The sequence below is a fragment of the [Bacillus] caldolyticus genome (genome assembly GCF_003595605.1).
Taxonomy (GTDB): Bacteria; Bacillota; Bacilli; order Bacillales; family Anoxybacillaceae; genus Geobacillus; species Geobacillus thermoleovorans.
In genome coordinates this window covers 2474779-2498629 of sequence record NZ_CP025074.1, presented here as the reverse complement: position 1 = coordinate 2498629, position 23851 = coordinate 2474779, and the positions used below count along the sequence as shown (strand labels likewise).

19 protein-coding genes and 1 other RNA gene are annotated in these 23851 nt (G+C 48.6%); 9 read left to right on the top strand and 11 right to left on the bottom strand.

From position 1 onward, the window contains the following. Positions 1 to 264: 264 nt before the first annotated feature. The 3 genes from hpaI to hpaB all read right to left on the bottom strand — a co-directional run bounded on the left by hpaI (position 265) and on the right by hpaB (position 3842). A complete protein-coding gene (hpaI, locus tag CWI35_RS12885; RefSeq protein ID WP_020278416.1) occupies positions 265 to 1206 on the bottom strand; it encodes a 2,4-dihydroxyhept-2-ene-1,7-dioic acid aldolase in 942 nt (313 codons plus the stop codon). 131 nt (positions 1207 to 1337) lie between these two features. Further along, positions 1338 to 2321 (bottom strand): 3,4-dihydroxyphenylacetate 2,3-dioxygenase, encoded by a 984-nt coding sequence (hpaD, locus tag CWI35_RS12880; RefSeq protein ID WP_033012356.1) that lies wholly within the window; start codon positions 2319 to 2321, stop codon positions 1338 to 1340. A 42-nt stretch (positions 2322 to 2363) separates the two neighbouring features. Continuing rightward, entirely contained in the window at positions 2364 to 3842 is a 1479-nt protein-coding gene (gene hpaB, locus CWI35_RS12875; RefSeq protein WP_021321751.1) for a 4-hydroxyphenylacetate 3-monooxygenase, oxygenase component, read from the bottom strand. A 156-nt stretch (positions 3843 to 3998) separates the two neighbouring features. On the opposite strand from hpaB, the gene CWI35_RS12870 reads away from it, so the two are divergent. After that, complete coding sequence (locus CWI35_RS12870) at positions 3999 to 4913, top strand: LysR family transcriptional regulator (RefSeq protein ID WP_011232505.1); 915 nt, start codon at positions 3999 to 4001, stop codon at positions 4911 to 4913. Between the two features lie 126 nt (positions 4914 to 5039). Here the strand turns inward: CWI35_RS12870 and CWI35_RS12865 are convergent, their stop codons facing one another. From CWI35_RS12865 to CWI35_RS12850, 4 genes are all read right to left on the bottom strand, one after another. Beyond that, positions 5040 to 5939: a manganese catalase family protein gene (locus tag CWI35_RS12865; RefSeq protein ID WP_011232506.1), complete on the bottom strand. Its 900-nt coding sequence runs from the start codon at positions 5937 to 5939 to the stop codon at positions 5040 to 5042. Positions 5940 to 5960: 21 nt separating this feature from the next. Beyond that, complete coding sequence (locus CWI35_RS12860) at positions 5961 to 6197, bottom strand: YuzF family protein (RefSeq protein WP_011232507.1); 237 nt, start codon at positions 6195 to 6197, stop codon at positions 5961 to 5963. Between the two features lie 144 nt (positions 6198 to 6341). Continuing rightward, on the bottom strand, positions 6342 to 7712 hold the full coding sequence (locus tag CWI35_RS12855) for a PepSY-associated TM helix domain-containing protein (protein ID WP_011232508.1): 1371 nt from the start codon (positions 7710 to 7712) through the stop codon (positions 6342 to 6344). Positions 7713 to 7837: 125 nt separating this feature from the next. Beyond that, complete coding sequence (locus CWI35_RS12850; protein WP_011232509.1) at positions 7838 to 9013, bottom strand: helix-turn-helix transcriptional regulator; 1176 nt, start codon at positions 9011 to 9013, stop codon at positions 7838 to 7840. A gap of 227 nt (positions 9014 to 9240) precedes the next feature. Here CWI35_RS12850 and CWI35_RS12845 point away from each other — a divergent pair, with 227 nt between their 5' ends. The 3 genes from CWI35_RS12845 to CWI35_RS12835 all read left to right on the top strand — a co-directional run bounded on the left by CWI35_RS12845 (position 9241) and on the right by CWI35_RS12835 (position 10970). Then, entirely contained in the window at positions 9241 to 9831 is a 591-nt protein-coding gene (locus CWI35_RS12845) for a DUF6230 family protein (RefSeq protein ID WP_020278413.1), read from the top strand. A 21-nt stretch (positions 9832 to 9852) separates the two neighbouring features. Next, a complete protein-coding gene (locus CWI35_RS12840) occupies positions 9853 to 10278 on the top strand; it encodes a DUF6114 domain-containing protein (protein WP_014196702.1) in 426 nt (141 codons plus the stop codon). Positions 10279 to 10520: 242 nt separating this feature from the next. Beyond that, a complete protein-coding gene (locus CWI35_RS12835; protein ID WP_025039239.1) occupies positions 10521 to 10970 on the top strand; it encodes a staygreen family protein in 450 nt (149 codons plus the stop codon). Positions 10971 to 11109: 139 nt separating this feature from the next. Here the strand turns inward: CWI35_RS12835 and CWI35_RS18610 are convergent, their stop codons facing one another. Then, positions 11110 to 11454, bottom strand: coding sequence for a hypothetical protein (locus tag CWI35_RS18610; RefSeq protein ID WP_021321748.1), 345 nt, complete (start codon positions 11452 to 11454; stop codon positions 11110 to 11112). Positions 11455 to 11746: 292 nt separating this feature from the next. Here CWI35_RS18610 and CWI35_RS12825 point away from each other — a divergent pair, with 292 nt between their 5' ends. From CWI35_RS12825 to CWI35_RS12805, 5 genes are all read left to right on the top strand, one after another. After that, positions 11747 to 17413 carry a DNRLRE domain-containing protein gene (locus CWI35_RS12825; protein ID WP_020278409.1) on the top strand — a complete coding sequence of 1889 codons (5667 nt, stop codon included), beginning with the start codon at positions 11747 to 11749 and terminating at the stop codon, positions 17411 to 17413. A 29-nt stretch (positions 17414 to 17442) separates the two neighbouring features. Then, positions 17443 to 17679 carry a hypothetical protein gene (locus tag CWI35_RS12820; protein WP_021321627.1) on the top strand — a complete coding sequence of 79 codons (237 nt, stop codon included), beginning with the start codon at positions 17443 to 17445 and terminating at the stop codon, positions 17677 to 17679. Positions 17680 to 17825: 146 nt separating this feature from the next. After that, positions 17826 to 18560 carry an RHS repeat-associated core domain-containing protein gene (locus CWI35_RS12815; RefSeq protein WP_025039238.1) on the top strand — a complete coding sequence of 245 codons (735 nt, stop codon included), beginning with the start codon at positions 17826 to 17828 and terminating at the stop codon, positions 18558 to 18560. A 72-nt stretch (positions 18561 to 18632) separates the two neighbouring features. Beyond that, positions 18633 to 19094 (top strand): hypothetical protein, encoded by a 462-nt coding sequence (locus tag CWI35_RS12810; RefSeq protein ID WP_014196707.1) that lies wholly within the window; start codon positions 18633 to 18635, stop codon positions 19092 to 19094. 74 nt (positions 19095 to 19168) lie between these two features. After that, positions 19169 to 19639 carry an RHS repeat-associated core domain-containing protein gene (locus CWI35_RS12805; RefSeq protein WP_021321630.1) on the top strand — a complete coding sequence of 157 codons (471 nt, stop codon included), beginning with the start codon at positions 19169 to 19171 and terminating at the stop codon, positions 19637 to 19639. A gap of 684 nt (positions 19640 to 20323) precedes the next feature. On the opposite strand, the gene ssrA is transcribed toward CWI35_RS12805, so the two are convergent. The 3 genes from ssrA to rnr all read right to left on the bottom strand — a co-directional run bounded on the left by ssrA (position 20324) and on the right by rnr (position 23840). Next, positions 20324 to 20675: a transfer-messenger RNA gene (ssrA, locus tag CWI35_RS12795) on the bottom strand. Positions 20676 to 21016: 341 nt separating this feature from the next. Beyond that, positions 21017 to 21484 carry an SsrA-binding protein SmpB gene (smpB, locus tag CWI35_RS12785; RefSeq protein WP_013144268.1) on the bottom strand — a complete coding sequence of 156 codons (468 nt, stop codon included), beginning with the start codon at positions 21482 to 21484 and terminating at the stop codon, positions 21017 to 21019. A 79-nt stretch (positions 21485 to 21563) separates the two neighbouring features. Continuing rightward, the gene (rnr, locus tag CWI35_RS12780; protein ID WP_020279534.1) at positions 21564 to 23840 is read right to left on the bottom strand and encodes a ribonuclease R; all 2277 of its coding nucleotides are present in this window, start codon (positions 23838 to 23840) and stop codon (positions 21564 to 21566) included. Positions 23841 to 23851 lie beyond the last annotated feature (11 nt).

Sequence of the window (23851 nt, the reverse complement as noted above, 5' to 3'; positions counted from 1 at the left end):
AAGCCTGCGGCTTGCCTTCGACAGTCAAAAATGGATGAGCCACTTTTCCGTCAAGGATATGTTAAACGATTTCGTTGCATCTAATATGCCTGTTGCCAGGCGTGTTGATGAACCAATCAAAACCAGTTGAGAAAGCACTGTTCCCGGCTTTTCTGCCGCCGTCGGCAAGCGGTTCGCTTGCCGACGGAGCGTGCAGCTGCATGGCGCTCTGTTTTCGGGAAGCAACGGATCATCAACACTCGTGACCGGTTGCACGCGCTTGTTTTATGTCGCTTTTTGCATTTCTTCGTCCCGCGTCTCTTCGGCCAGCAAGCCGTATTTGACGAGCGTGCGGCGGATTTGCTGCTGATGTTCTTCGCTTGGCAAATCGAGCGGCAGCCGGAGCTTCGGGGTGATTTTCCCCATCATCCCGAGCGCCGCTTTCACCGGACCTGGATTCGTTTCAATGAACAGCACATCATTGAGCTCCATCAGTTCAAAATGAAGATCTTGCGCCCGCTTGATGTCGCCTTCAAACCAAGCGTCGTGCAGCTCGGCCACTTTATGCGGCACGACGTTCGCCGTCGCGCTGATCGATCCGGCGCCGCCGATCGCCAGCATCGGATAGCACAAAAGCTCGATGCCGGAAAAGAGAAGGAAATCGCGCCCGCAATGCCACAACACCCGGTTGACATGCTCGAAGTCTTTGTTCGACTCTTTCACGCCGATAATGTTCGGACAATCTTCGGCCAGCCGCGCCAACGTTTTGACTTCCAAATTGACCGCCGTCCGCCCCGGAATGTTGTAGACGATGATCGGAATGTCGACCGCCTCGGCCACCGCCTTAAAATGTTTATACAGCGCCTGCTGGGACGGACGGTTGTAATACGGGACGATGACCATCGCGGCATCGGCCCCAATCTCTTGCGCAAATTTGGTCAGCTCGATCGTTTCCGCATGGTTGGTCGAGCCCGTCCCCGGCACGAACGGCACCCGACCCTCCACCGCTTTTTTCGCCGTTTCCATCACCTGTTTTCGCTCTTCAAGCGTCAGCGAGCTCGGCTCTCCCGACGTTCCCGTGACGGAAATGCCGTGCGTGCCGCTTTCAATATGCCAATCGATGAGCGCGGCGAGCGCCGCAAAATCAACGTTTCCTTCCTCATCAAACGGCGTGACGACCGGCGCGATCGAGCCGCGCAGCCGTTCTTTCGCCTCGTGGTATGCCATCCCCTTGCCCCCTATTGGCTTTATTTTTCTGAATCTTATTTATATTGTACACACTATCATATATGAAATCAACGATAAAATCATATATAATCATGATCCCGAAAACCGAGCAGAAGGGCGGCGGTCTTTTTCTAAATCAGGAAGGTCGGTTTCCGCTTCGCCAATGTCGGTTCGTTCGGCTCGATCGGCTGGCCGCTGTGAACGTCAAGAACGACGGACGCCTCTTCAAACCAGCTGTCCGGCGCCGCATGCCCCCAGAACGTTTGACGGCGCGGATCGTCCAAATCCCAGCGGATCGGCGGAAAATCGGGGTCGCTCGTCAAATAATCGCCGTTATACAGCTCAATTCGGTGGCCATCCGGGTCGCGCAAATAGACAAAGAAGGCGTTCGACAATCCGTGGCGGCCCGGCCCGCGTTCAATGTTCGGCGCATATCCGGCCGCCGCCAGCACATCGCACGCATGGATCAGGCTGAGCGGGTCCGGCAGCCAAAACCCGATATGGTGAAGGCGCGGCCCTTTTCCGTTCATCAGCGCCAAATCGTGGACGTTTTGCTTCCGGTGCAGCCATGCAGCCCAAAGTTTCCCATCCTCTGTTTCCGTATACTCCGAGCAGGCAAAGCCCAAACCATGGACATAAAAGTCGTACGCGTTCTTTACATCTCTAACCGCGCAGTTGAAATGATCGATGCGCTGCACGCGGGCGCCGCGGTGCAAGTCATACCGCTGCAAAAGCCGCTCTGTTTTCTCCATCTGGGCAAAAAACTCAAGCGGCAGCCCGGACGGATCTTGAACGCGAAATGCCCGACCGACGGCGCGCTGGCTCCCGTCTTCCAGCCATTTCGGCTGCAGCGTTTGCGCCGCAAACCATTCATAAAGCGCTTCCAATTCCTGCTCGGAACCGACTTTGTAGCCAAGCGCCTCGACCGCGGGGCGGGGCGCCTTTTTCAATAGAAGGCTATGATGATGATATTCTTCAAGTCCACGCAAATACAAATGGCTCTCATCCGCTTCTGTCACGACAAACCCAAGCACCCGTTCGTAAAAATCGCGGGCGGCGGCCAAATCGGTCACATGCAGCACCGCGCGGGCGCAGCGAATAATGGAAAATGTCATCATCCTTCTCCCCTTTCGAAAAATCCAACTCAATTTGCACTGTCACCGCTGGCTGTCGGAAGGAATGAACACGCTTTTGGCGCCGCGCAGAAATTCGCGTACAAACTGTTTATACGGCTCTTTTTCGTAGCCGTCAAAATACGCCATCCCCATCCGAACGGGATCTCCGAAAAAGTAATATTCGTAATGCGTCTGTCGGGCTCCGAACGCGCTCATCGTGAGATCCCAGGCGAGACGGAACAGCTGGACGCGTTCATAGCCGTCCACCGTCGCCCCTTGCATCGCGCGGCGGACGATATCTCCAATTTCTTCATGATGGAAATCGGCTTCAGTCGGAATCGCCATCAACCCCGATGCTCCTAAAATGCGGATGATCTCCGAAAGCCGTGGATAAATGCGCGGATACCAGTTGCGCGCGGCATCGAGCGCGGCAAAATCCGGCGTCATCGTTCCCCAGCGGTCTCGCTTCGCATTGTGCTCAGCCCGGTACAGGTGGCTCTTCATCGTCTCGAGGACGAGCATGATTTCCGCCCCTTTATCTTTCACATGCTGGAATTCGCCGATGCCGATTGCTTCGATCAGACAAAGCGTGACACCGAGCAAAAACTCCGTTTTGACGATGTTTTTCGCCACCACTTGATGGGACATATGAATGACCGCGTTCGTCTCACGGAACGTCCGGTTGCAAATCGATGAATTGCCGCAAACAAACACGCGCTCCCACGGCACAAACACGTTTTCAAACGAAACGATGGCATCGCCCTCTTCAAAGCGGGACGCCAGCGGATGGTCCCACGCACTCCGCCCGTAGTCAAACGCCTCGCGGCAAATGAACTTGACGCCCGGCGTATTGTTCGGAATGGCAAAGGCGAGCGCGTACGGGTCTTCACCAGCTGTCGATTTTTTCACGGTTGATGGAAACACTAAAATTTCGTCCGTAATCCCGCCTTGCGTCGCCAACAGACGGATTCCGCTGACGATGATCCCGTCTTTTCGCCGTTCCACCAAATGGAGCGGCACATCGGCATCGTTTTGTTCATGAAGCGCCTTGGCGCGATTCATTTGCGGATGGATGAGCGTGTGCGTCAAGCTGATGTCGTTTTCACGCGCGTACTCATAGTAGTTTTTCGCGTTTTCGGCAAACATCGGATCATCTTCGGCAAATAGATCATTGGCGACGCCCATGGCCATGACTTCCGCGTTTAAATAATCGGGAGAACGGCCCATCATCCCCGCCGACATACGCGCCCATTCTTGCGTCGCCTCGCGGCGGGCGATGAGCTCGTCAATGGTTGTCGGCTGAATGAACGTCATGCCGACGAACTGCCCGGTTGTCGGCGACCGGTACAACATTTTCTCCGGCTTTTCATATTGCCGGTCGTAAAGCGCCGCCATCGAACGGACGACGTTGCGGAACGCCGGATGAACAGTGACATCCTCAACTTTTTCCCCGTGGATGTACACGCTGCTTTTCGCCCGCTTGAGCCGCTCCATATACTCCTGACCTGTTTTGGCCGGCATTTTCATTCCCCCCGTTTTCACGTATAATAGATAAGGAAGCGCTATCATTCAGAATGTTCAAAATTAATATAACATATGATTTCATATATGAAAAATACAAAAATGATCAACCATCCTATACGAAAAAGATATGGAAGCAAGAGAGGAGGCACGGCCATGATCGATGTGAAGCAGCTGAAATACTTCGTCACGATTGCCGAAGAGGGGCAAATCACCAAAGCGGCGCAAAAGCTTCATATCGCCCAGCCGCCGCTGAGCCAGCAGCTGAAGCAGCTCGAAGAAGAGCTCGGCGTTCCTTTATTTGACCGGAAGGCGAAAAAAATGGAGCTCACCGCACCGGGCAAAGCGTTTTACGAAAAGGCGAAACGGCTGCTCGCCCAGCTGGATGACGCCGTAGCGGAAGTAAAAGAAATCGAAGAGGGAACGGCGGGAACGCTGTCGATCGGCTGCGTCAAATCGTGCTTTTACTATTTGGCCCAAGCCATCCGTCACTTCCATGAACAAGCTCCGAACGTGACCTTTCATCTCCGTGAAGGAGATACATTTTCCATTTGCCAGCTGCTTTACGAGCGGCACATTGACATCGGCATCGTCCGCCTGCCGATCGACTCGGCTGATTACGACGTCATCCGTCTGCCCGGCGAACGTTATGTCGGCGTGCTGCCGGCGCAATGGAAAACCGGCCAAACCGCGTTATGCATGCGCGATTTTGCTGATTGGCCGCTTCTCCTTCTCCACCGGGTGCACGGCGCCGGACAGTACGAGCGGGTCATCGAGGAATGCCGCCGCCATGGCTTTGAACCGAACGTTCTATGCGAATGCCCGGACGCGACCATATTGCTCTCCCTTGTCGCCCAAGGCCTCGGGGCCACCATTGTGCCGCAATCCACTGTAGCCTTGTTTCGCCTCCCCGGCATCAAGGTGCTTGAGATCATCGACTCTTCCATGACAGCGGAAGCCGCCGCCATCCTCGACCGACAACGGTATTTGCCGAAAAGCGCCCGAACATTCCTCGACGTGCTCCAAACCGCTGCGGCCCGCGCCGCCGGCGGACAACATGAAGAAAGATAGCGATTCCTCCAATCGTGGACGCTCAAGTGAAGGGAAAAAACAACATTGGCGTCATCTCTTCGTTGCGCCGCCCTTTTTGTTCAACGACCGGCTTTCCAAAAAAATCAGGCGCCGTTGGGCGCCTCATCACAACCCTGCCGACCGCTGCAGCCGCTTGGCGATTTCGAAAAAATCTTCAGCCGAAATCCCGGGGGCGAATTCTTCCGGCACTTCGTCCAAATCGGGGATCGCCCCCCCTTGGGGCGCTCCTTCGACCACCTCGAGCGGCTGTCCATCGCTTGGATGGGTTCCTTGCCAAATGCGGACGATTTCTTTGTAATAGCGATCGCTGAACGTATAAAGCCGGCGGTGGACGCCTTGATCCTCATACTTTCTCGCCTCGTCGAACACACGGTTATCCAACTTCGGGATCGGCAGCAGTTTCGTCACATCGACCCCCGTAGCCACTTCGATCGCTTTGGCGTACGCCAAAATATGAACGCCCCCGCGCACAAGCAAGTAGCCGATCATCTCGCGGGCGGTAGGATGGTCCGTCATTTCATAGACGCGCATTTTATGCGTGCGCGCTCCGCATTCAAGGAAAAAGTTGTGAAGCAAATCCAAAATCAAGTTGCCGCTGTTGAACACGTACTCCCCCGTCCACGCCTTCCCCATCGAATCGCCGGGAAACGCCGTCTGCGCCGTCGCGATAAAATGATACGTATTGCGCTTGTCTTTCGCATCCTTCATCGGCGCTGTATCCGGATCACCTGGATGGGTGGAGCCGGTCAAGCAAAGGTTGATCGCATTGGACACGAGCTCCACATGACCAAACTCTTCGGCGGTGATGCTCGCCACCAACTCGTAAAACGGGCGCAGCTTCTTTTTTTGCCGAAAATTGAATGACTGAAACAAATAATTGTTTAACGTCGACATTTCTCCGAAACGGCCGCCAAGCAGCTCCTGAACAGCGGCAGCCGCATTGGGGTCCGCGTATTTGGGCTTCGGCAATTCGATCGCCAGCCGGTCGATCCGCTGAAATACCACGACTCTTTTCCTCCTTTTCCATTAATTGCTGAGGCGAACAGACACCACTTGCGCCAAGCGGATGTAATAAACCGCCTGATGCGCTGAGATGACGATATGGTCTGGCTTCACATCCCTCACCGTTCCTTGGATCGAACCGCGGACGGTTTCCACTACCACTTCTTTGCCGTTCAAAGCTTGGAAAGCGTGGTACACATACGGGTCAACCAAGGCAATAAGCTGCGGCGGCGAAGCATGGGACGCGTAGGGCTGGTTCATTCTCATTTCCTCCCTTTTGATGCGTTGAAGAAGATTCCCTTTTTATCCATATGCCGCCCCATGCAGAACATGACAAAAAAACCCAACGTCGAGAAAAGAAAGCGGCCTGATGCTCAAGGACATTCAAGCCGCTTCCAAAGATGTTTACGCCGCTAGAAAGCGGCGAATGCTCGGAATCTTTTGCACAACAAAACGATCAAACAGCCAAATTGCGGCGAGCGACAAAGCAAATAGAGGCATCACGACCGCCGCGGCGATCATGCCGCCCCACACCGTTTTCGCCGCTTGAGGGTCTTTCACCCGCGCCGGAGCGCCGAAACCGTCTTTCGGCTTGCGCTTGCGCCACATGACAAAGCCGCTGACGCACAAAAACACAAGCCCGAGGCAAAAAACGAGATTGACGAGCTGATTGGCCAGCCCAAACAACCGCCCTTCATGGAACGCGATGCCAATCGTAATCGCTTTGGCCAATGCGCCGTAGTCGGAAAAGCGGACATCGCTCAGCACCCGTCCCGAATATTGGTCAATATGCAAGGTGGCGTTATCCCACGGCTTCGTCTTCGATGTCGCAACGGTAAACACCCCTTTCGGCCCTTGCGGCAGCGAAATGGTGAACGGCTTTTTCACCTTTTTCGCCTCCGCGATCGCATACACGTCATCGAGCGACAACGAAGTCGTGTTGTGTGTATGAACAGAAGGCACCGGCAGTTGCTCGGCCGCCCATGGCACGTCTTGCGCCACGTCTTTGGTGACCACTTTCGATTCCGGCTTCGGTCCGAAGCTGAACGCAAACGGCGGATACCCGGTGTTTGTCGCCGTCGCCACGCGGTTGATGACCTCCCCCATGACCCCTGTCCACGGCATCCCTGTCACAATGAGCAGCAAAATGCCGATGCTCAACCATATGCCTGTCACTGCATGCCAATCGCGCCAAGCCAACCGTTTTTTCGCCCGCCAGCGCGGCCAAAACGTCCCGAGAACAGAGAATGATTGCCGCGGCCACCAAAGATAGAGGCCCGTGGCCAACAAAATAAAGCCCCAACAAGCCGCCAGCTCTACAAAACGGTTGGCTGCCGTTCCGCCAATCAATAGCTCGCTGTGGATTTTTTTCGCGATTTCCGTCCAATTCTCATCCGCGCGCAGCGCCCCCTGCACTTTGCCGGTATACGGATTGACAAAAGCAAACACCATTTCCCCTTTGTCCATCATCCCGATTTTCACGGTCCGATTCGCTTCTTTCTCAAGCGTCACAGAGACAACGGAATCATGCGGATATTTCTCCTTGACCCGTTCCGTCAGCTCAACGAGAGACAGCCTTTTTTCCCCTACCTTGTCCACCTCGTACAAATGGCCGTACAGAGCCGATTCGATCTGCGGCTTAAACAAATAGACGGCCCCGCTCAACGCCAAAATGATCAGAAACGGCGCAAAGATGATCCCGGCATAGAAATGCCACCTCCAGACCGCCGCATACATCGGCCGCTGTTTGTCCGCCGCCTTCACCGTTTGTTCCACAGTTTTCCCCCCTGCCATGTTTTCATGTTTTTCAGTAGGCAGTATAGAACAAAACTGTGTCCAAACGGTGAGCAATCGGCGAAAATGGTGTGAAATGAAACGGCCGGACAGACCGGTCCGCCTCATCATCCGATCAACCCAAGACGCAGCGCTTTTGCCACCGCTTCCGTCCGATTTTTCGCGTTGAGTTTCCTCAAGGCGCTGGAAATGTAGTCGCGCACCGTAAATTCGCTCAAATAAAGCTGACAGGCCGCTTCCAATGTCGAGGCTCCGTCGGCGAGCAGCTTCAAAATCTCGATTTCTCTTGGCGACAAGGATTCCGCCCTCCCTTCCCATTCTTTTTTTGGCGCCTTGATCCATTTCAACAGCAACTCCCCCGCGCTTTGGCCAAATTTCATCAGCGCGGGAAACAGGCGGCGGTCAACGGCAAAGAAGCGGCCCGGTCCGCGGTCGAGAACGACGCCTCCAATCATCCGCCCTTCCGTCGGCACATACACCGGAACGATCACCAGTGAGGCCAAACCGAACAAATCCACATACAGGCGCGGAAACTGTTCGCTCGCCCTCGGCACATAAATCGGACGAAAATGGCGAAATTCATGCACTTCCGCTTTCAATTTCCCCACACTTTCTTTCAACATCGGAATGCTGTCCAATTCCACGCGCAAGCGCTGAATTTGCCCATTGTCCACGCCATGCCCGTGCAGACCGATGGCTGTGCTCTCCTGATTGACAAATTGAAACAGAGCGCAGCGGCTGAAAGGAAGAAAATAGGAAAAACCAAAACAAATATGCGCCGCCGATTCCTCAAACGTCTGCGCCCGCAAAATCCATTCGTTGAACAAAATGACGGCATCTTTCCACAAGGATTCTTTTTTCCACGAGGAATCGCCGCCGATTTTGAATGATTGCTCATTCACTTCATACAACAACCATTCATTCCATTTGAAAAACAAATACCGCACGGCTGGGTGCAGCGCAGCAGCCGCTGACGCATGCGCCTTCAACACTTGATGAACCGTATTTTCCATTAAATTCAGGGAAAATATGATCATCTCCGGATGAAACGCCGCAATGCGTTCGAGATGCCCATTCGCTGGATGTTCGCCCCCGTACGGGAGCAATCTTGCCTGAACGAATGCGCACAGCGTGGAAAACACCTCTTGAACCCGCGCATTCCGCTTGCCAAGCGCTTCGCCGATCCGCTTCCATTCCCGGTTCAATTCCGCCGCATACCTATGCAAGATGTCGGCCGCTTCATGAAGCAAACGAAGCAAATGATCATTTAATTCCTTCGACATCCCCATCCTCCCCCCGCATCCCCGCTAGTGATCGACTACTTTGATCATCTACTTTCTTAATTCGATCGGTCAATTCCTTCTTTTGCCCGTCACGGTTGTCCAAGAGCACTTAAAAAATCCGACAAACATAGGGATGTGATGGAATGTATAATTGTCATAAAATTTAAACAGATTCACTAAAGCGCTTACAGCGCTGATCATTCAAAAAAAGGGGGAGGAGAAACGCCATGGAAATGGCAACAAAACCGGTCATCATTGGGGGGCGCACGGCGAAAAAGCCGCTGATCGCCGCACTGTTGGGAGGGTTCCTGCTTCTCGGAGCCTTGCTGTCGATCTTCGGGCTGACAGGCGTCGCCTATGCCGTACCAATCAGCGGGGTCGGCGAATTTACCGTTCAATTTGACAAACTGAATGGCAGCGGGTTTAAAATGTACGGCGGGATCGCGGAATCGGGAGAATCGAAGCAAACGCCGGTGTTTGTCAACGAGATTGCGAACGCCAGCATTCAAGGGCTGAAAATTTCCAAAGACTTTGACAAACTTGGCATCCGCGTCGTCATTGAAGCGGGAGGCACGGTCACGATCGATGGGCTCGTGCAAAAAGCGACGCAAATTAACGGCAACATCTCCTTCGGCAGCCTGACGATGAAAGAAAACTACGTCGGCGATGTACAAGACCCGGTCCAAAAAGCAGCGCAAGAGTTCACCCAAGGGGCCGACAATATTACGATCGACAACGGAAACTTGAAAACCGTCTATTTGTTCCAACAAAAAGTGGCGCTGCCGGGCATGAAAGTATATTTTGAAAAACTCAATTAATTTCAGTAAGGATGAGAGGCATTGAGCACAATTCGTTCCGGTTGGCAGGCGCTTCAGCGCTGGCGCAGACGGCGGCCGTTTTGGGGGGCGACGCTGCTGTTGCTGTCGGGCTTGATCATTTTGTGGATTCCAGCGCACTTATATGAAATTTCGCTCGTCCCTGGCAGCACCGTCTTCGTCGGCTTTTTCTTCGGCGGGATGGTATTGTTGATGGCCATCTTGTCGTATGCAATGCCGCGGCTGGCCACCTTATTCGGCATCATCGGCATGTTCAGCGCGATTTTATCGATTATGGGCGCCTTGGGCGGCTTCTTAGTCGGCACGATTCTCGGCATCATCGGCGGGGCGCTTTGCATCGCCTGGCGGCCGCAATGGGCCGACTCCGCCGCCCCGCTGGCGCATAGCGAAGCGGCTGCGGACAAGGAGGCCACCAACGTCACCCACTGAAAGCCATGAAGCAAAACCGAACGCGGATCGGCCGTCCCGTTCGGTTTTGTTTTGTCATCGCCGCCAATAAAGGCACATATATATAAGTTGCAATAAAGATTTTCCGATTGTTCGATTCTGTTTTCCTTCATAACAAGTCATTTTGATAGAATGCGGTGGGCGCTCTACTGGATGTAAAACAAAGTTTCAACTTATATAGATGAATGAGATCGACCACTTTCCACAGAAGAAGGAGGACCGCCATGAAATACCTCTCTCCCGAGCGACTGCACGTCACCCAGACCGCTGGAATCACCCAGCTGTCACCAGTGAACGGCCGTCTGTACACCTTAACCCACTCGGACACGACTGGCACCTTATTCCTCACTGTCTCCCGCGCATTTGTCACTGATCAGCTCACTTCTCAACGCGATGAAGTGCTCGGTGAATGGAAACAAGCCGGGCAACAGCTAGTATTGTTTCTCTATGTATTCGTTGGCAACCGGCAAATGGGCCGGCAAGAAAATGCGCGCCGAGCGAACGTATTCAAGAAAGAATTGCCGTTGGCGCTCGAAGCTATTCGCTATGGCGACCGCGATTTTTTTCGCACGTACCCGTTTTGTGATTGGTGCCCGATTTTCATTCATTTCACTTCCGAATACCCGGAGCTCAACCGGACGGAATATTATGGCACTCCGTATTTGTATCGCTGACAACCGCTTCGGTGACGGGGCTATGCATCGCCGCGTTTTTGAGCAGTCGACAAACAAACCTCTTCCTGTTTCTCAACACCTTAAAATATCGGGCCAACGGTATTGCGCGCATTGTAAGAATTACCCTTAAGCATTGCACTCAAAGTGAGTGCCACTCTACATTCCCCGCCTCAATCATGATGATGTTCCCCCCGTCGGTGACTATTTTAACTTTTTCAAGCGATGAAGTGGCGGAAATAAGCACCACTTCCAATATTTCATCAGCATCAAAGTCTTTAACGCAATCTGTTTCAAAATATGTTACATCTTCAAAAACATTGAATCCTTCAATCATTTCCGGATCTTTCGTTTCGTCATAATCGAATTGTTGCCATTTGCATAACTCAGTTTCAAGAGATACTCTTTTGGTGGTCGAATCATATTCTACCTTATTAATTAAACTCCCATGCAAATGATATCTTTTAAGAAAATCAGATATTCTCATCATCTCTTCCCCCTTGTTCATCACAATGTTTGGGCTGTTGAGTATGTAGTTATTTCATGATGGCCGAAAAACAGAGGTGACAAGCTTTTTTCCAGACGTTAAAACTCAGAGAAAAATCGTGATGGATAAACTTTTGGCAATAGCAAACGAATGAGAGTGCGGGCGGGTTTTTATAGTCATCTTAAACGATTGATAATTTACATTATTTGGATCATTACGTATCTTTGTATTTCGTTGCTATAATCTTATTGACATCCGGATGATCAACATATCCTGAGAGGAAGGGAATAAGGTGGAAGGAAAGTCGATATTTAACTATCGCTATGTGGCTATGATTCTCTCATGTTGTTTAATTTTTAGTATTGTCGTCCCCCCATTTGCACAAGCTGCTCTTGGGAAATCGGAACGCGTAGTGCAAAAAAGCCGAAATATTGAAGCTAACATTGGTGATCTTCCCACGAAACGGCCAAAATCAAAATTAGAGCTCGAGAGCAGACGGACAAAGTATTCGACAAGATACTTGAATCCGGATGGAAGCTTTACTGAAGAGATATACCTGCAACCCCAATTTTATCAAGATCCTCTTGATAAGAAATGGAAAAAAATTAATAACGATCTAAAACCCAACGGGGCCGATATGTTTGAGAATACGGCTAACGCCTTCAAAGTAACATTCGCAAAACAATCGAGTCAACCTGAACTTGTTTCGATCAAAGAAAATGATAGAATCCTTTCGTTTATCCCAATAAATGCGAAAAATGTGCAAGGTGTTGCGAAAAATAATGAAATCATTTATAAAGGGTTATTTGAACAAACCGATGTGCGATATCGCCTTCAAGGCAATGCGGTCAAAGAGGATATTATTCTTAACAATAAACCTTCCAGCAATGCTTTTACTTTTGAGATGAAACTAAAAGGGGTAAAGGCTGTTGCTAAAAAAGACGGAACGATCGTCTTTGAAGACTCAAAAGGGAACCCTAAGTGGTACTTAGAAAAGCCATATATGTTCGATGCGAACCACAAGTATTCTGATCAAGTTGCCTTTCATTTACGTCAAAATAGCGGCAAAACTTATATTGATGTGATAGTAGATGAGAGCTTTTTACAAGATCCAGACACCATATATCCGGTAACGATTGACCCTACGATCAATGAATGGGATGTTTTGCGGGATAATTTTATTGCCTATAATTTTCCTGATTCTGTCTATTCGAGCAACACATACATGCATACAGGTTACAACAGTTATTTCGGAACGACTCGTGCTTTAGTGAGATTTTACCTTCCGAGTCTTCCGAGTGATAGTGTCATTTCCAGCGCTACATTTAATGCCTATCAAACAAATGCCGATGGTCAACAAGTATCCATTGATTTACATCGAATTACAAGCAATTGGTCTTCTTCTGTTACCTGGAATAATCAGCCTTCTATTCGAAGCACAAAAGAATCAACGACAACAAACAATACGGCCAATACGTACTGGAGCTGGGATATCACTCAGTTGGTCAAGGACTGGTACAATGGTATTCAGCCGAACTACGGCTTGATGCTGAAACAGCAGAACGAATCGTCTTCTCCATATCGCACATTTAATACGGTAAACAATAGTGTTAATACGCCGCGCATTACGATTAATTATTGGGTAGAGCCAATCGGCCAAGAATCTTTCTGGACGACCACTAAAGATGGGGTGAATCCAGCAAACGGAAACCTTGTTTTACAAACAACGGATCTTGCTATTTCTGGTCTGGGCGAAGATGTTGAATTTACGAGAACATACAATAGCCGAAAGTCCGGATCGAATGGGATGTTTGGTTATGGATGGATGTCTAATCTCGAAATGAATATTTGGGATGCAGGCAGTGGACCAGTTACGTTTGTTGATGGAGATAATACTCGTCATATTTTTGGTGAAAAAGTTGGCGGGGGATACGAAGCTGCTGGTGGTGTCTATCTCGATCTAATCAAAAATGGGGACGGCACTTATACAATAACCAAAACCGATGGTACGAAACTTTATTTCAATACAAATGGCAAACTTTCTCGCATGGTCGATACAAATGGGAACACGACTACATTGAATTATAATGCAAACGGAAAATTAGCTTCAATTACAGATGCATCAGCAAGAACGACGACGATTGCCTATGGAACAAACGGATATGTATCGAGTATCACCGACCCAGCAAACAGAACCATCTCTTATGAGTATGATGCTTCCGGCAACCTAACGAAAGTTACGGATGCTCAAGGAAACGCGACCATTTTTACGTATGATTCGGATCATAATCTAACAAGTATTAAAAATGCCCGAAATATTACGACGACAATTGGTTATGATACACTCGACCGCGTAACAAGCATTGAACGCCCTATTACGATTAACGGCGCACTTACAAATAGTACCACAAATTATTCATATGACAAAACCAATGGTGTTACGTCGGTCACAGATGGCGAAGGGAGACGGGTAGATTATACGTACAACGCTAACGGCAATATTATTCAAATCACAGAAAATCCTTTAGATGCTCAAAACAAGGCTGTGACAACATTCGATTATGATAATAACAATAATTTAACCCGAGTAGTGGAACCAAATGAAAATAAGGCGAATGGAACCGCAGCGTTCATTTATCAATATGACGAAAAAGGAAATATTGTCAGCGTTCAATTGCCAGAAAATCAGTCGGCACAATATACGTATGATTTGCAAAATAATCTTATCAAAGAGCAGGATTTCAACAGCAACGTCAGCACATTTGATTATGATCAAAATAACAATCAAACCGAAGCGATCGATCCTTATACACAATCAGTTTCACAGCGATACGATAATCTGGGAAATTTGCAGTATTCGACGTATCCAATGTCTACAGCTGATAACTTGGTAAGTAACTCTAGCTTCGAATTCGATCATAATGCGGATAATTGGCCAGACAACTGGACAAAGGCCGTAGAATCAGGGAAAATCGCTACATTCAGTTGGACGACAACAAGCAAATTTGGGAATAAAGCGATCAGCATTTCGAATTCGACCGGATGGGCGATTGTCAGTTCTGATAAGCAGCCGTATGATGGTGGAGTTTATGTGGCAAGCGGTTATGTAAAAACATCGTCCATGTCTGCCAGAGCTCTTATTAAAGTTGAATATTTTGATGCGCAAGGAAACTGGTTAAATCAAAAAATTTCTTATGGGTTGGCAGGAACGAACGATTGGACTCGGCTTCATGTCGTCGCGGATAATGCTCCATCGGGAACTCAGACGATTCGGGTATCTGTCGGTGTAAACGCTGGTTCTGGGACTGCTTATTTCGACGGGATCCAATTAGAGAAAGGAACGGTTGTCAGCGCCTATAATCTTGTTGATAATTCCAGCTTCGAGCGAGATATGAATAGTGATGGAATTCCTGACAATTGGACGACAAGCGGCAATTTATCAACAAATGATGGACTAGATACAACAGTTGCGAATATATATGTTGGAAGCAAGTCATTTAAAATCACAGGAGAGTCTGGGAAAAATAAGCATATTAAACAACGGATTAATATTTCTGGCGACAACAACACTAAACTTACGTTGTCTGGATGGTCCAAACAAGAAGGAGCCAATCCAAACGGCGGTTACTATAGCTTGCAAGTAGCAATCCACTATACGAATGGTACAACCGATTGGGGTTATGCAAACGACTTTGATAAGGCGAAGACTGACTGGCAACATGTTGCCGCGGAAGTAAAACCGAAACAGGCCTTCGATTACATTGACGTGTATTATTACTATTATAATCAAACGGGCACAGCATGGTTTGATGCAATGCGTCTAGAAGTAGGAGCTTCTCTGACGTCGTACACGTATGATGCAAAGAAAAACTACGTCACCAAAGTCACCGATCCGGCAGGAAATACGGTTTCGTACACATACGATGCTATCGGAAACCAAACGAGCGTCACAGATGGAAAAGGAAAAACGACTTCTTACGAATATAACAACAATAACCAATTAACCAAAGTCACCGACCCAAACGGGAATGTGACTACCTATGGTTACGACGGCGCGGGCAATCGAACATCGGTCACTAATGCAAAGAATTATACAACTAACTATACGTATAATGAATGGAACCAAATCTCTAGTTTCAAGAACCCGTTAAATCAAACGACATCGTTTGCTTATGATAAAAACGGGAATCTTACAGGGGTTACGTATGCAAACGGGGATCGCGTATCCTATAGCTACAACGCGCTGAACCGACTCATTGCCGTTGCTTACAACGGGACAACAAAATGGACGTTCAATTACGATGCCAATGGCAACGTGACATCGGTGACGGATGCCAATGGAAATGCAACCACGTACACATACGATAAAAACAACCGTCTGACTCGCATCAGCAAAGGATCATCGAACGCCATTGCCTACGGTTATGACGATAATGGAAATGTTACATCGACATCCATTACGGCTGGTACAACGACTGATACGATTGGATACAGCTATAATCCATTGGACCAGTTAGTCGTCTTGTCAAGAAACAGCGCGAATTTAGCGAGATTTACGTACGATGAGCGCGGAAATATTTCGGCCATCATCCATGCCAATGGAACTTATACCGCTTATGAATATAACGATGCCAATCAGCTAAAATCATTGAAAAATTTCGATGCCAACGGAAATGTTTTAAACTACTTCCTCTACAGTTACGATGCGAATGGCAATATTACAGCTGTAGAAACAAAAGATGGAACGATTACGTATGAGTATGATGCATTGAATCAGCTGACAAAGGAAACACTAGCGGATGGAACAGCGATTACGTACGAATACGACGCGGTTGGCAACCGGACGAAGAAAATCGTCAACAATGGAACAACTACAACGACTACGTACACGTATGACGCCGCCGACCAACTAACAGCCGTTAACGGACAGGCATACACATATGATGTGAACGGGAATTTAACGAACAACGGCAACAAAACGTTTGTGTATGATGACGAAAACCGTCTCATTCAAGTAAAAAACGCATCGGGCACTACGATCGCAACCTATACGTATGACCATCAAGGAAGACGCATCAGCAAAACAACATCAAGCGGTACGACTTACTATCACTACGATGGCGACTCGATTCGTCTGTTGTATGAAACAGACGCCAACAACAACATCACAGCGGAATATACGTGGGACGCATTGGGCCGCCCGGTCACGATGACGAAAGCCGGAGCCACTTACTACTATCATTTGAACGGTCATGGAGATGTCGTTGCATTGACGGATGCAAGCGGAAATGTCGTCGCCCAATACGAGTATGACGCATGGGGTAACATTCTGTCCAAAACCGGTGCGCTGGCAACAGCGAACCCATACCGTTATGCCGGGTATTATTACGATGAGGAAACCGGACTATACTACCTAATGGCGCGGTATTATGAGGCGAATATGGGGCGATTCTTGACAAGAGATACGTTCCATGGGGTTGAAAACGAGCCGCAAAGTTTGAATCAGTATGTGTATACGAAAAATAATCCAGTAATGTATGTGGATCCGAGTGGGCACATTCCTATAATCGTAGCAGAGGCATTGGTCGGTGCTTTTATTAATGCAGTAGGTTATGTTGCAGAGCTTGTTGCAAAATATGGAACTAGAAATGCTTTTAAACATTTTAGTGGGAAAAAGTTTGCAGTAGAGCTTCTTAAAGGTGCTGCTGCTGGTGCTATAGGAGGAGGAATAGTTTCAAAACTCGCAAAAGCGGGACAACTCAGCAAAGTTGCAGAGAAGTTTCTAGCAGGACATTTAGCACCAGCTGCTTATTTGGTCTCTAATTTTGGGGATTTTAGTGCCGGCTCTTTCACCGAGAATCAAATTTTATCAATGTTTAATAACAATGTAGGAATTTTATGGGCAACTGCTAAGCCTTATGTAAAAAAAATATATGAAAAATATAAAAAATGGTTATAAAATATAATGAAATAAAGGAGTAGAATTTAATGGAGGAGGATTTTTACTGGTCTATATTTAATTTTTCAGTTGGAATTTTTGGGATTTGGATGTTTTTTTACACAACACGACAAAGATTTTTTCATAGCAAAACTTTTAGTCGTCTTAAATATATAACCCCATTGCCTATATCTTTTAATTTTTGGCTTATTAAAATTTTGTATTTTGTTGGCGGATTATTATGTGTTGTAGTTGGAATATATGGAATGGCTCGTCCATTTCTCTAAGTAATGAGTATCCATGATGCTAGTATTGGCATCATGGATCTGTTTTTAGGGAATGATACGTATTACTTAGTTTATCGGATGAAACAGACGCCAACAACAACATCACAGCGGAATATACGTGGGACGCATTGGGCCGCCCGGTTACGATGACAAAAGGCGGAGCCACTTACTACTATCATGTGAACGGTCATGGAGATGTCGTCGCATTGACGGACGCAAGCGGAAATGTCGTCGCCCAATACGAGTATGACGCATGGGGTAACATTCTGTCCAAAACCGGTGCGATGGCAACAGCGAACCCATACCGTTATGCCGGGTATTATTACGATGGGGAAACCGGGCTATACTACCTAATGGCGCGGTATTATGAGGCGAATGTGGGACGGTTCTTGACGAGAGATACAGTCGATGGGATTGAGGACGATCCGCAGAGTTGGAATCAGTACGCATACGCTAAAAACGATCCTATACAGTACATCGATCCAAATGGCCATTGGTCTTGGAAAGCATCTATGAAATCTTCGTTCCATAGGATTGTTAAAAGTTTGGCAGATGATTTTAGAGCAAATACCTTAACTAATATCGCGTTCCTTTTCTTCGGGGGAGCTATAGGAGGGGGGATAGCCTACAAAGCTGCTAAATATGGCTTTACAATGCTTGAGAGATACGTATTAAAGAAATCAATAATTGGCTTTATCAAGCGTGGAATTGGAGGGTACTTATTAGGTGAAGCTGGCGGAATAGCAACTAAATTGATGACTGCTGGAAATAAATTATTAAATTATGAGGGTTGGTTTGATTCAATACCAGTAGGAAGATCCATTGATAACGCAATAACTAGGGTAGAAAAGAAATTGCACAACTTAATTGATACTTGGTAAGTGAGTATTATTGAAAAGGGGGGAATCTTTTGGATTGCCCCTATCATCTTGATCGGTAAGGGGGACTCGCAGTTGGATGTTCATCAGTTATTGGGCATTTTAGGATTCTCTTTAGTTCTATGGTGGATGTATAAAGGTTTTTTAAAGCAGCCTACATCTTATAATGACTACATTGATCGAGCGACGCTTTATGATGCAGTATTGTTGAATAAAAATAAGGCAAAAGATATTTTAAAAGATGCGCTTACACTGCAGTCATTGTCCAATATTGAAAAAGCCAGCATTAATCTAGAAATTGGATTCATTGAATTCAAACAAATGGAATACGAAAGCGCCGTTACCTATTTTGATACAGCGTTTGAGCTAATATCACAGGAAAAATTCTTATACAATAAAAAGTATATTGATGTTATAAAAGCCTATATTTACGCACACCAAAAAGAAAAAGCAATTGAAATTTACAATAACCTTATTGCAAGGCAAAGTTATGACCGTAGGTTCGGTAAACTAAAGAAATTAGAAAGTTGGTTCTAAAAAACTTATGAAATGAAGAAACCGGGCTATACTACCTAATGGCGCGGTATTATGAGGCGAATATGGGGCGGTTCTTGACAAGAGATACGTTCCATGGGTTTGAAAATGAGCCGCAAAGTTTGAATCAGTATGCGTATACGAAAAATAATCCGGTAATGTATGTGGATCCAAATGGAAACTATGCATGGATCGTATTGTCATTTCTAAGCGGGGGCGCAAATGCAACTTGGCAAATGGTTTGGGACTTTTATAAAAAATATAAATTTAATCGGAGTGCGTGGATAAATAAATTTAATTGGAAAAAATTAGGTAATTTATTTGTTACGGGGGGATTAATAGGTATATATGGTAGAGGAATAACTAGTTATATGACCAAGTCTCAAATAGCTAAAGCAGGTCAGTTTGCCTGGGATGTCACATATGCGGCAAAAGAATATATATTATTGCAAGCAGCAGGGGGAGACCCTATCACATGGTCTGGACTAGTTAACGCTATTTGGAATAAGGCTAAAGGATATCTAGGTTTTTTAAAGAAATTAAAGTAAAATACTTTAATTATATAAAGGAGTTGTTATGTTTATCTTATTTGCGGCAAGTATGGTGCTGTTATCGGGGATAGCTCTTCTTTATTGGACAATAAAGCACTTAAATAACGAGATTCATAAACAGAACGAATATATAAATGATCCCACTCCAGAATCTTTTAATAAAGTTGTTATAATGTATTTTTTAAATATAATCCTAAGAATGTTGCCAGTAAACATTATAAAAGGAATATTAGTCATATTTTCGATCGGTTTAATATTTTTGTCAGCATTCTTTTTTTCTCTACTGTAGGTGAGCAAATTAGCTAACATAAATTTACAGCCAAACCAAAAAGGCGACATGGACTCGATTCCTTGGTTAGAATAGACAAGTGCAGCTCTTGGCGGCGCTAGAGTTGAGGCCGCCTCCGAAGATTGTAGGCATCCATCCTCGCGCCTAGATACACGCTGGAAGGATGCCCAAATGCCTCTCGTCCCTTTGGCCTCAAGGGATGAGAGGCATTTTGTTTACTTAGTCACTGTCGAACTCGGTATACAATGCAAGGTAAAAACGCGGTGCAAAATTCGTGCAAAATTTTTTCGTATTCTATCGTTTTTTGGGGATTCCCAAAAAATGAAAAACGACTGCAAATGCAGTCGTATCAAGGGTTTCACAGTTTCTCGTCCGAACCGTTCGGATATCGGAAATGGAGACGGTGGGAGTCGAACCCACGTCCAGAGGCATCGCCACTTAAGCATCTACGAGCGTAGTCGGTATATTTCGCTTCGCCGTCCGTTCCGCCTACCGACAGGCCTCCCGGCGGCTAGCCTGGTTCGTCTCTTCCCTCATCCTCAGGCGGCGGATTTGGGCGTAGCCCGCTTCATATGAGCCCCTCGAACGCCACGCGGGCGATGGCGGGAGGAGCTAGCTGCAGCAATTAGGCAGCTAAAGCGTAGTTTTGTTTGCCAGTTATCTTTAGGTGACGTTTTTACGAGGACGTCCCCCTCGGCTCGCCGCTTAAGCTCGACCTACCCCTGTCGAATCCGGATCGTCCCCGCGGTGCGAAGAGATCGGAACAGCTTAAGCATCGGATAACTGGCTGTTGCACTTTTTATTATACCATGACGCGGTGCATTTTCAATGGGAATGTTTTCAATCTCGCCAAAAAACAGGCTCTTCTCCGAATGTTGTGCCGGATGATTGAGAACACGGCTTCTTGGCACTTGCCAAGAAAAATCAGCCCATCCCATTTTCCGTACACGGCGACGCAAGAAATGCCCCCGCTTGCCGCGATGAACCAAACATCCCTCCGCCGTTCCCAAACCGGCAATGCCCGCCAAAAGCCCGATGTTTCAGGCTCCCGCCCTCGACAAATGCCCGCTCGGCGGCTTGCCTCTCTACAGCTTTTGCCGCTCGCGGAACGCCCGCTCGATTTCGCGCTGCGCTTCTTTCCGCTTCATGTCTTCCCGTTTGTCGTATTTTTTCTTCCCTTTGGCCACTCCAAGCTCCACTTTGGCAAAGCCATTTTTAATATACAATTTCAGCGGCACGAGCGTATACCCTTGCTCTTTCGTATAGCCGATCAGCTTGTTGATTTCGCGCCGGTGCAGCAAAAGCTTTCTCGTCCGCAGCGGGTCGTGGTTGTAGCGGTTGCCTTGTTCGTACGGGCTGATATGCATGTTATGGAGAAACACTTCCCCTTTTTCCACTTTGGCGAACGAATCTTTCAAGTTCACCCGGCCGTTGCGGATCGATTTGATCTCCGTCCCTTGCAAAACGAGGCCGGCTTCATACGTTTCTTCGATGAAATAGTCGTGGTGCGCTTTTTTGTTTTGGGCGATCACTTTTCCTTCGCCTTTCGGCATCCGTTTTCCCCCTCCTCATCGGCGTTTCTTATTTTACCAAAAACGAAAAGGAAGGAAAAGCCGCCCGTTCGGCTTTTCCTCACCGTTTTTTCTTTTTCTTCTTTTTTGCTTTCGCGGCGCGGCCCGCACCGGTTTTTCCTTTTGCCTCTGCTTTCGGCTTGCCGTTCTTTTGTTTTTTTCCTTCAATAACGACCGGCGCGGCTTTTGCCTTCGGCGGGCGGCGTCCTTTCATGCCGACGACTTCAAAATCGACGATCCGTTCGTCTTTGTTGACGTTGATGACACGGACGGTGATTTCATCGCCGATGCGGTACATTTTTCCCGTCCGCTCGCCGATCATCGCATAACTGCGCTCGTCATAGCGGTAATAGTCGTCGGTTAAGTAGCTGACGTGCACCAGGCCTTCGATCGTGTTCGGCAGCTCAACGAACAAGCCGAAGTTCGTCACCGAGCTGATGATGCCGTCAAATTCCATGCCGATTTTGTCTTCCATAAACTCGGTTTTCTTCAGATCGTCCGTCTCCCGCTCGGCCTCGACGGCGCGCCGCTCCATGTTGGATGCATGCTCGGCAATCTCCGGCAGCTTTTCCGCCCATTTTCGCTGCGTCTCCGGATCCATCTGCCCGTTGATCAAGTAGGTCCGGATGAGCCGGTGGACGATCAAATCCGGATAGCGGCGGATCGGCGACGTAAAATGGGTGTAAAACTCAGTCGACAGCCCATAATGGCCGAGGCTCTCGGCGTCATAGCGCGCTTGCTTCATCGACCGAAGCATGACGGTGGAGATCACCATTTCTTCCGGCTCGCCGCGCACCGCTTCGAGAATTTGTTGGAGGGCGCGCGGGTGGATTTGGTTGCCCGTTCCTTTCACGACATAGCCGAAGTTCGTGATGAACTCCAAGAAACGTTGCAGTTTTTCCGGCTTCGGATCCTCATGGACGCGGTACATAAACGGTACGTTCAGCCAATGGAAATGCTCAGCGACCGTTTCGTTCGCCGCCAACATAAACTCTTCAATCAACCGCTCGGCGACCGACCGCTCGCGCAAGACGACATCGTACGGCTTGCCGTTTTCATCGACGAGCACTTTCGCTTCTTTGAAATCAAAATCGATCGCCCCGCGCTTCATCCGCTTCGTGCGCAAAATGTCGGCGAGCTCAGCCATCAGCTCAAACATCGGCACAAGCGGCGCGTATTTTTCCCGCAAGGCTTCGTCTTTGTCCACCAAAATTTTATTGACATCGGAATACGTCATCCGCTCTGTCGTGCGGATGACGCTTTGGAAAATGTCATGGCGGACGACTTCGCCTTGCGGGGTGATTTCCATCTCGCACGACAGCGTCAGCCGGTCGACTTTCGGGTTGAGCGAACAAATGCCGTTGGACAGCCGGTGCGGAATCATCGGGATGACGCGGTCGACCAAATAGACGCTCGTGCCGCGCTCATACGCCTCGCGGTCGATCGGCGAACCTTCTTCGACGTAATGGCTCACGTCGGCAATGTGGACGCCGAGCTTATAGTTGCCGTTTTCCAGCTTCGTCACCGTCACCGCATCGTCTAAGTCTTTCGCATCCTCGCCGTCAATGGTGACGATCATCTCGCCGCGCAAATCGCGCCGCCCTTCCAAATCTTGCTCGGTAATCACATCGGGCACACGGTTCGCATGCTCGATGACGTCATCGGGAAATTGAAGCGGCAGCCCATGCTTATAGATGATCGACAAAATGTCGACGCCCGGGTCGTTTTTATGGCCGAGAATTCGGACGACTTCCCCTTCAGCGCTCATCCGTCCTTCTGGATACGAGGTGAGCCGGACGACGACTTTATGCCCTTCGACCGCACCGTTCGCGGCGTGTTTCGGAATGAAAATGTCGTTGACGATCCGCTTGTCATCCGGGATGACAAAGCCGAAATATTTGCTTTCGGTGTATGTACCGACGACTTCTTTCACCCCGCGCTCCACAATGCGGACGATCGTCCCTTCACGGCGCGCCCCCGATGAATCGGCCTGGACGCGCACAAGCACGGTGTCGCCATGCATCGCGTTTTTCAATTCGGACGGCGGGATGAAAATATCATCCAGTCCCGGCTCCTCCGGTGTGACAAACGCGAATCCTTTCGGGTGGCCAATCACCTTGCCGCGCACGAGATTCATCCGCTCGGGCACGCCGTAGCGGTTGCTGCGCGTCCGGACGACAAGACCTTCCTCTTCCATGGCGACAAGCGTTTTGACAAACGTTTTAAACTCCTCAGCATCCGCAATCCCAAACGCTTCCTCCAGTTCCTCAACGGTCAGCGGTTTGTACGCCTCATCGCGCATAAACGTTAAAATGCGTTCGGCCAACACATGATCCATTGGCCATCCCC

Coding starts and splice junctions, on each gene's coding strand:
- hpaI (WP_020278416.1), bottom strand. CDS start 1,206: ATGGCATACCACGAGGCGAAAGAACGGCTGCGCGGCTCGATCGCGCCG.
- hpaD (WP_033012356.1), bottom strand. CDS start 2,321: ATGACATTTTCCATTATTCGCTGCGCCCGCGCGGTGCTGCATGTGACC.
- hpaB (WP_021321751.1), bottom strand. CDS start 3,842: ATGCCGGCCAAAACAGGTCAGGAGTATATGGAGCGGCTCAAGCGGGCG.
- CWI35_RS12870 (WP_011232505.1), top strand. CDS start 3,999: ATGATCGATGTGAAGCAGCTGAAATACTTCGTCACGATTGCCGAAGAG.
- CWI35_RS12860 (WP_011232507.1), bottom strand. CDS start 6,197: ATGAACCAGCCCTACGCGTCCCATGCTTCGCCGCCGCAGCTTATTGCC.
- CWI35_RS12850 (WP_011232509.1), bottom strand. CDS start 9,013: ATGTCGAAGGAATTAAATGATCATTTGCTTCGTTTGCTTCATGAAGCG.
- CWI35_RS12845 (WP_020278413.1), top strand. CDS start 9,241: ATGGAAATGGCAACAAAACCGGTCATCATTGGGGGGCGCACGGCGAAA.
- CWI35_RS12835 (WP_025039239.1), top strand. CDS start 10,521: ATGAAATACCTCTCTCCCGAGCGACTGCACGTCACCCAGACCGCTGGA.
- CWI35_RS18610 (WP_021321748.1), bottom strand. CDS start 11,454: ATGAGAATATCTGATTTTCTTAAAAGATATCATTTGCATGGGAGTTTA.
- CWI35_RS12820 (WP_021321627.1), top strand. CDS start 17,443: ATGGAGGAGGATTTTTACTGGTCTATATTTAATTTTTCAGTTGGAATT.
- CWI35_RS12815 (WP_025039238.1), top strand. CDS start 17,826: ATGACAAAAGGCGGAGCCACTTACTACTATCATGTGAACGGTCATGGA.
- smpB (WP_013144268.1), bottom strand. CDS start 21,484: ATGCCGAAAGGCGAAGGAAAAGTGATCGCCCAAAACAAAAAAGCGCAC.
- rnr (WP_020279534.1), bottom strand. CDS start 23,840: ATGGATCATGTGTTGGCCGAACGCATTTTAACGTTTATGCGCGATGAG.